Genomic DNA, 7,771 nt, shown 5'->3' with positions numbered 1-7,771 from the left:
TCGACTGGTAGAGACCCACAACAAACCCGCCGGAAGACCACCAACCGGGCTCAACGCATAGACCAACTCAAGAATCTCCAAACCGCCCTCTGAGAGCCTCGACCTGGGCGACCCGCCGGGTCAGGACGAGACAGTTGCGACCGCGGGTCAGGGCAACGGCGACGTCGTCGGTGATCTGGGTGTTGCGGGGCTCGTCGAGGGCCAGTCGCCGGTGCACCTCGGCGAGCGCGCCGGGGGCGTCAAGGTCGATGTCGCCGGGCTGGAAGGTGGCCTCGTGGATGAACAGCGCTCGTCGGGGTCCGGCGTCGACGTGCATCGCTGCCGCGAGGGTGCCTTGTTCCTCGTCGGTCAGGGTGTGCCGGACGGGTCCGAGTTGCCAGGTGACGAGTTGGCCGAGGCCGTCGCGTCGGGTGGGGGTGGCGGTGAGACCGAGCCAGAACTGCGCGGCGATCCGTTTGACCGAGTGCTCGTACGCGGCGGCGCCGAGGTGGTGGCATTCGTCGACGATGACGTGCCCGTACCCCTGGGTCAGGGTGGCGACGTCGTCGCGCCGGGCGAGGGAGGGCAGCAACACGATGTCCACCGTGCCGGTGAGCTTGCGTCGGCCGCCGCCGAGTTGACCCGGCTTGATGCCGAGGAACTGCTCGACGCGGGTGCGCCACTGGTCGGCGAGGGCTTTGCGGTCGACGAGGACCAGGGTGGAGGTGTTGCGTTCGGCGATCACGGCGCAGGCCATGACGGTCTTGCCGGAGCCTGGTGGAGCGACCAGGATCCCGTCGTCGTGGGCGAGAAGCGCGCCGACCGCGTCGGCCTGCTTGCCGGTGAGTTCGGCGGTGAACGCGGCGTCGATCTCGGTCCCGGGGTTTCGTGCGTCCGTGACGGCCAGCCGCGACCCGGCGCGCTCGACGATCGCGGCGATGGTGTGCCGCAGGCCCCGCGGGAGGACCAGGTGATCATCGAGGGTGAGGTCGTAGCCCTGGATGAAGCGCGGGGTGTCCCACGTGGACTTGCGGAGTCTCTGCAACTCGTAGAACTTCGGGTTGACCATGGCAGCGGCGTGCTTGAACGTCGCCAGTGCGGCGGGGGTGAGCTGTCCGGCGTCGATGCTCAGCCCGGCACCAGTCTCCGCGTGGACCACCGGAGGCAGCGGAGGATGCACCTGCGTCGCGGCGGACCGGCTCATCGCGGCGACGTCGGCACCGGTGACGGCTTGCTTGGCCTGCCGGGCGACGTGTTCGGCGTCGCCGGGGCTGAGCCGGTCCAGCGTCGACAGGAACGCCCACTGGTCGGTGTACGGCTCGAGGGTGCCGAGGTCGAGGAAGGTGGTCAGTCCATCCTTGCGGCGGCGTCCCTGAAGCGGTGCGGCGATGAGGTTGCCGAAGCCACCCTCGGGCAGGACGTCCTGGTTGGGGAACAGCCGGTCGTACGACCGCAGGTTCATCGACCCGCGCAGCACCATCGCCTCGCGCAACAGGACCGTGCCGACGGCGCGCGCGGTGGCCGCGGGAACAGCGCCGGTGAAGAAGATCCACACGTGGGCGCCGCGGCCTGACTGGGAGATCTCCATCGCGGCGGGCACCGCGCTGGCTCGTGCCGCTTTCACGTAGGCGAGGGCGTCGAGCATCGCCGTCGGCCCGTCGAAGTCGGCCACGACGAAGTGGCAGGTGTTGCCGGGCATCAGCGGGTACAGGCCCATGAACACGTCGCCGACCAGATGCGCCGCGACGACCTCCGTCGTCCGGGGCAGGTAGGCGGCGCCCCGCCGGTCCATACCCTTACGCCAACCGCCCGCGACCGCGGGCATCCACCCGGCAGCGCCGGTACGGGCGTTGTCCCACCGCACGGCGTACACATCGGCCCGGGCCCGGAACCGGTCGGCGAACAGCGCCAGCTTGTCCTGCGTGGGCGAAGCCATGGTGACCAGCCCCGGCGGCTCAACCGGCGCGGACAACTGCTCCGGCGCCGCAGACGTGTCCTGACCGCGCAACTCCAGCAGACGTCCCAGCCGGGCGTTCTCCGCCCGTAACCGCTCCACCTCCCGCCGAAGATCGACGAACTTGGCCACCGAACCCATGCCGACCATCCTCGCGCATCTGGCTCCGAACACCCCGGCACCGGTCCGCTATCCTGCGCCGATGGCATCGAAGCGGAGTACCGCGCTCGAGGCGATGATCGAGGAAGCCACCGTCGACACGGACGGTCACGAGGACGAGCGCAGCGGCCTGTTCACCATGATCGAGGAGCATCTGGCGGTGCCGTTCACCACCACCGTCCTCGGCGTCGAGGTCACCGTAGGCAAGGTCGAGCTGGCAGCGGACAGCATCGTCGCGGTCTGCGCCCGGGGCCGCCACCGGCAGCGAGTCGGCCTTCTCGACCTGCCGCTACCCACCCCTATGCCGGACGGTGCCGCGTGGATCGACGCCTACCGGCACTGGGCCGGAAGGTAGGCCGCGATGAGCGAGTACCAGTACTACGAGTCCACCGCCGTCGATCGGCCCCTCACCGGCCGGGAGCGGGCCGAGCTGTGGTCGCTGTCGACCCGCGCCGACATCACCGCCACCAGCTTTGTGAACACCTACGAGTGGGGCAACTTCAAGGGCGACCCGCGCACGCTGATGGAACGATACTTCGACGCGCACCTGTACCTGGCGAACTGGGGTACCCGCCAGCTGATGCTCCGGCTACCGAAACACGTGCTCGACCCCGCCATCGTCGCCCAGTACTGCCAGGGTGACAGCGCGTCCGCGTGGACCGGCGGCAAGCACGTCATGATCGACCTGCATGACGAGGACGAGGACGGCACCGACGAGTGGGACCTCGACGGCCACGGTCTACTCACCTCCATCATCCCGGTCCGGGCCGGCCTCGCCGCCGGCGACCTGCGCCTGCTCTACTTGGCCTGGCTGCGCTGCGTACAGTCCGAGGAGATCACCGACGACGAGCCCGAACCGCCCGTCCCCGCCGGGCTGGACACCCTCGACGCGGCCCTCACCGCCCTAGCTGAGTTCCTGCGCATCGACCCCGACCTGATCGCGGCCGCGGCGGCCGGGTCGGCGCCGGCCGCCTCCGGTGAACCGACCGCTACGCAACTACGCACCTGGGTCGTCGGGCTGCCCGCTCGGGACAAGGACACCATCCTGATCGACCTGGTCACCGGCGGCGACAGCCATCTGCGCAGCCGACTGCTGCGCCGCTACCGCGACGCACACCGTACTGACACACCCACCCCGGCAGTCGCCCGCACCGCCGGGGAACTGCTCGCCACCGCCGCGGAGTTGCGCGCCGAGCGGGAACGACGGGACGCCGAGCAGCGTGAACGCGACCGGGTCCGCCGGGAACGGTCCGCCGTAGCAGCCCGGCAACGGCACCTCGACACCCTCGCCGTCGACCAACCCGCCGCATGGCAGCGCGTCGACGAACTCATCGCCACGAAAAAACCCCGCGAGTACGACACCGCCGTTCAACTCCTCGTCGACCTGCGCGAACTCAGCGATCGCGACGGGGACAGCCCGTCGTTCCGACACCGGCTGGCCGAGCTCCGGGCGGCGCACGCCCGCAAGCCCAGCCTGCTCGAACGCCTCAACCTCGCAGGCCTCGACACCTGACGCACGGTTCGTCGCTCGATATCAGCCGCCCGTATATCACCGCCAAGCAGTACCCGGATCAGGGGTTGAGGTCGGCCCACTGCGCCTGCGTCAGCAGGCCCTCATGCTCCAGCCGGTGGGCGATCTTGGCCTTCGTGGCCGCATCCAGCGTCTCGGGTAGATCCTCGAACGAGGCGGGCAGGACATCCAGCAGGGACAAGATCTGCTGGCCGTCTCGCACCGTCAAAAGCAGCATGCACCGCCAGTGCGGCGAAGACTCAGGCCGGTGCCCCAACCGGTGCACCAGTACCGGCCACAGATAGTGCACCGCTGCTGGATCGGCGAACTCCGCCAACCACCCTGCCCCGTGATTGCGGTTCAGTCCGCAATGAATCGCCTCGGTGTCGAGCCGGATCAACTCTGACGTGTCAACTGCCTTGATCGTCCGGGGAACACCTGAGCTCACGGCGAGAGTTTCCCATGCGAGAACGAGCCTCCCGATACGCCGATCCCGACCCGCCCGCCCGCGGACCGGCCAGGACAAAGGTCAACCCTGACTGTGAGGCTAGAACCCATGAGGAGATCGTCGGGCAATGGCTCACCCGCTCCGCCGAACGCCGGCACGCGTCGGCCTCGTGCTGATCCAGCCTCCGAAGTCCGCGGAGGACGATTTCCGTGAGGCCCGTCGCCTGCCCGGCTGCACGCCTCCACGCCTGGGAGCGGGCAGCCGGTCGACGCCGCGTAGAACCTTCGGCCGGCGTTGACACGCGGGCTCGCACATCGTGTCCGTGGTGCCGGCCGGCGACGGCGGCAGGCTGAGTTCGCCGTGCCCGCGGGGCCGGGAGTGGGGATGGCTGTGTGTGTTCCGCCGTGATCGTGGCTGAGCTTCGAGGTGCCACCAACTCTCGCCTCGCGGGTGGGCTTGGTTGAACGGGCGCGGCCCTGGTGGCCGTAGACCGTGATGCCCAGGAAGTGGCGGGTATGGCTGCGTGTGTTTCGTCGAGATCGCTTGGCTGACGGTAGGAGATGCCACCCGCCGCTTCGTCGTCTGCGAGATTCGGTAGACCGCTGATGGAGACCCGCGACCTGCGATCGCATTCGTAGAAGGTGCCGGCAAACCCGAACCCACAGACAAAGGGCATCCGAGAGAACCGATCAACGAAGGGGAGCACGACGGTGGCGAAGTTGTGGATCGGCGTGGACATCGGCAAAACCCACCACCACGTCGCCGCCGTCGACGGCGGCGGCCGGCTCGTCTACTCCCGCCGGGTCGCCAACGACGAGACCACCCTGCTCACCGTCATGGCCGAGGTGTCGACGCACGGCCGTGCGTCTGCTGGGCGGTCGACGTCACCACCGGCCTGTCCGCGCTGCTGCTGACCCTGCTGTGGCGGCGGCAGGTGCAGGTCCGCTATGTCTCCGGCACCGTCGCGTTCCACATGGCCGCCGCGTTCGCCGGAGAGAACAAGACCGACGCCCGCGACGCGGTCGTCATCGCCCAGACCAATCCGCATGCGCCCCGACATCCCGATCCTGGAACCCTCCGACCGGCTCCTTGCCGAACTGACCGTCCTGACCGGCTACCGCGCCGACCTCGTCGGCCAGCGCGTCGCGACCCTGTTCCGGTTGCAGGAACTCCTCACCGGGATCAGTCCCGCCCTGGAGCGGGCGGTGGACCTGAACCGGAAGGCCCCGATGATGGTCCTGGCGTGCTGGCAGACACCGGCGGCGATTCGGCACGCCGGCGTCGACCGCATCATCGCCCTGCTCCGCCGCGGGCACGTCAAGAACGCCGTCCAGGTCGCCGAGGCGATGGTCGCCGCCGCCCGGCAGCAGACTGTCACCCTGCCCGGCCAGCGTGCTGCTGCCGTGGTGGTCGGGCAGATGGCCACCGAAATCCTCGTCCTCGAACAACGCATCGCCGCCGTCGACGACCTCATCGCCGACCAGCTCGACCAGCACCCCCTCGCGCCGATCATCGGGAGCATGCCCGGCATGGGCCCCCTGCTGACCGCCGAACTGCTGGTGCACACCGCCGGCATGACCGAGTACGACAGCCCCGCCAAACTGGCCGCGCATGCGGGCCTGGCACCCGTCTCCCGCGACTCCGGAACGGTCTCCGGGAACCATCGGCAGCCTCGTCGCTTCATCGGCGGCTGCGGCACATTCTGTGGATGGCCGCGTTCACCGCCGCCCGGGAATGCCCTGCATCGCGTGCCTACTACGAGAAGAAGCGTGCCGAAGGAAAGAATCACCAGCAAGCCATACTCGCCCTCGCCCGACGACGCGTCGACGTTCTCTGGGCCCTTGTCCGTGACCGCAAGACCTTTATCCGACCGGCACCGGTGATCCGCGCCGCAGCCTGAACCAGACCGCTCCCCGCCGACGAGACCCCGCTCCCGCCGGCCGATCCACCCTGCCCACCAAGATCAACCGGAGCCACATGGAGACTCCTAAGACGACGCTCTATCTGTACCCATAGGCTGATGACCTGCGGCTTCCTGTTCTGTTTCACGTTAACGGGTCGCAGACGCGCGTTACTGTGCTTGCTTGCCGAAGATCAGCTTTAGGTCATTCAGTGTGCTCTCGCCGGCTGGGAGCGACCTGCGGAAGGGGGCGAGGTCAGTCTGCTGGAGGGGTGGGAACCTGCCACAAAGCACTGACCGGTAGGGCGCGAAGTTTGTCGCCGAACGGCAGCGTGGAGGTTCCGGTGTAGAGGACGATGCCGGCGATGAAGTCGTTGCCGAGTCGGTCGGCGAGTCGGCGTAGGCCGCGGAAGTCGTCGGGTCCGACGGTGGTGGCTGCTTTGACTTCGATCCCGACCACGTGGCCGGATCTGTTTTCGAGCACCGCGTCGACTTCGTACCTGCTCTGGTCCCGGTAGTGGGAGAGATCGACGAGTTGCTCGGACCAGGTGAGCTGCCGGGACAGCTCGGAGAGCACAAATGACTCGAGCAGCGGGCCGAACGGTGCGCCCGGCCGGAGCAGTGCGCGGGCGTCGGTCGCGATTTCGTTGGCGGCGATGCCCGAGTCGACGAAGATGAGTTTTGGCGCCGCGGTGGCGCGGGTGCCGAGGTTGCGGGACCAGCCGGGGATCCGTTTGATCAGGAAGATCTCTTCCAGGGCTTGGAGGTAGCGGGCGATCGTCGGCCGGCTGAGTCCGAGGGCGGATTCGAGGGAGTTGGCGGCGATGATGGTCGCGGATCTGGCCGCGAGGAGGCGTACCAGCTTGCGTAGCTCGCCCTTGTGCTGGATGTCGGACAACTGCCGGACGTCGCGGTCGATGAGCGCCTGGACGTAGGCGTCGAGGAATCGTTGGCGGCGGCGTGGGTCGGTGCGGGTGGTAGCCTCGGGTAGGCCGCCGCGCACGATTCGGGCCGCGTAGTCGGCGCGGGTCACGTCCGACTCGTGTCGCAGGTCCGGGCCGAGCGCGAAGACGGCGTCGATGAATCCGTCCAGGGATCCGTCGAGTTCGCCTTGGGAAAATGGCCAGAGCTCGACGGTTTCCATCCGGCCGGGCAGCGCGTCCGGGGCAGCCACCATGCCGAACAGCCGAGACGAGCCGGTGAGTAGGTACCGGCCTGGGCGGGGATCTTCGTCGACGGCAGCCTTGATGGCCAGCAGCAGTTCCGGAGCGCGTTGGATCTCGTCGATGACCAGGAGTTCGGGGGAGTCCACGAACCCGACGGGGTCGGCGATCGCCGCCGCCCGGTCTTGAGCCTGATCAAGATCGCGGCGCTCGGCCAGACGATCACCGGCAACGAGGCGGACCAAGGTGCTCTTGCCTGCCTGGCGTGCGCCGCTGATCAGCACGACGCGGGTGTCCGCCAGAGCAGCGTCGACCTGCGCGGCGGCCCGACGCGGAATCAGATGCGGTGTCGGCACGACCTAATGATAACCTCGGTGGTTTCGATCTGCGGGGAGGTTCGCGTTCGATATGCGGCAAGATCATGTTTGAAATGCGGGCCATTAGGTGTTCGAATCGCGGGGGCTCGAAGGAGTTTGTGGAAGGGTCCACCGTCATGCAGCGTTGGCTGGTGGCGGCAGGCCCGCACTGCCGTGCCTGCGGGGCCGGGAGTGGGGATGGCTGTGGGACGCTCCTATGCCGCGTCAAGTGCTTCGGTTGGGGTTTCGAGGCGTCGGTAGAGCTCTCGGGCGACGTAGCGTTTGAGGCAGCGTTTGATCTC

7 protein-coding genes and 1 pseudogene are annotated in these 7,771 nt (G+C 68.4%); 5 read left to right on the top strand and 3 right to left on the bottom strand.

What is annotated here, in order from left to right; all coding sequences use genetic code 11:
• Positions 1-67 precede the first annotated feature (67 nt).
• Positions 68-2,074 (bottom strand): DEAD/DEAH box helicase family protein, encoded by a 2,007-nt coding sequence (locus tag ACFT41_RS31700; protein WP_377590025.1) that lies wholly within the window; start codon positions 2,072-2,074, stop codon positions 68-70.
• Positions 2,075-2,135: 61 nt separating this feature from the next.
• Between ACFT41_RS31700 and ACFT41_RS31695 the strand changes: the two genes are divergently transcribed.
• Together ACFT41_RS31695 and ACFT41_RS31690 are read left to right on the top strand one after the other, a co-directional pair.
• Positions 2,136-2,447, top strand: a complete 312-nt coding sequence (locus ACFT41_RS31695; RefSeq protein WP_377590031.1) for a hypothetical protein — start codon at positions 2,136-2,138, stop codon at positions 2,445-2,447.
• A 6-nt stretch (positions 2,448-2,453) separates the two neighbouring features.
• Entirely contained in the window at positions 2,454-3,605 is a 1,152-nt protein-coding gene (locus ACFT41_RS31690) for a hypothetical protein (RefSeq protein ID WP_377590026.1), read from the top strand.
• A 58-nt stretch (positions 3,606-3,663) separates the two neighbouring features.
• Here the strand turns inward: ACFT41_RS31690 and ACFT41_RS31685 are convergent, their stop codons facing one another.
• Positions 3,664-4,050, bottom strand: coding sequence for a hypothetical protein (locus tag ACFT41_RS31685; protein WP_377590027.1), 387 nt, complete (start codon positions 4,048-4,050; stop codon positions 3,664-3,666).
• A gap of 710 nt (positions 4,051-4,760) precedes the next feature.
• On the opposite strand from ACFT41_RS31685, the gene ACFT41_RS31680 reads away from it, so the two are divergent.
• The 3 genes and pseudogenes from ACFT41_RS31680 (at position 4,761) to ACFT41_RS31670 (ending at position 5,933) form a co-directional block, all read left to right on the top strand.
• Positions 4,761-4,964, top strand: coding sequence for a transposase (locus ACFT41_RS31680; RefSeq protein WP_377590028.1), 204 nt, complete (start codon positions 4,761-4,763; stop codon positions 4,962-4,964).
• A pseudogene (locus ACFT41_RS31675) lies at positions 4,946-5,029 on the top strand (hypothetical protein); the annotation flags it as partial. The gene ACFT41_RS31680 and the pseudogene ACFT41_RS31675, both read left to right, overlap by 19 nt.
• Before the next feature lie 67 nt (positions 5,030-5,096).
• Positions 5,097-5,933 carry a transposase gene (locus tag ACFT41_RS31670; RefSeq protein WP_377590029.1) on the top strand — a complete coding sequence of 279 codons (837 nt, stop codon included), beginning with the start codon at positions 5,097-5,099 and terminating at the stop codon, positions 5,931-5,933.
• 273 nt (positions 5,934-6,206) lie between these two features.
• Here ACFT41_RS31670 and ACFT41_RS31665 read toward each other — a convergent pair whose 3' ends face one another.
• Positions 6,207-7,469, bottom strand: coding sequence for an ATP-binding protein (locus tag ACFT41_RS31665; protein ID WP_377590030.1), 1,263 nt, complete (start codon positions 7,467-7,469; stop codon positions 6,207-6,209).
• Positions 7,470-7,771: the final 302 nt, after the last annotated feature.

It is taken from the genome of Micromonospora sp. NPDC057141 (assembly GCF_042670805.1).
Classification (GTDB): domain Bacteria; phylum Actinomycetota; class Actinomycetes; order Mycobacteriales; family Micromonosporaceae; genus Micromonospora.
This window is presented reverse-complemented; position numbering and strand designations above follow the sequence as displayed.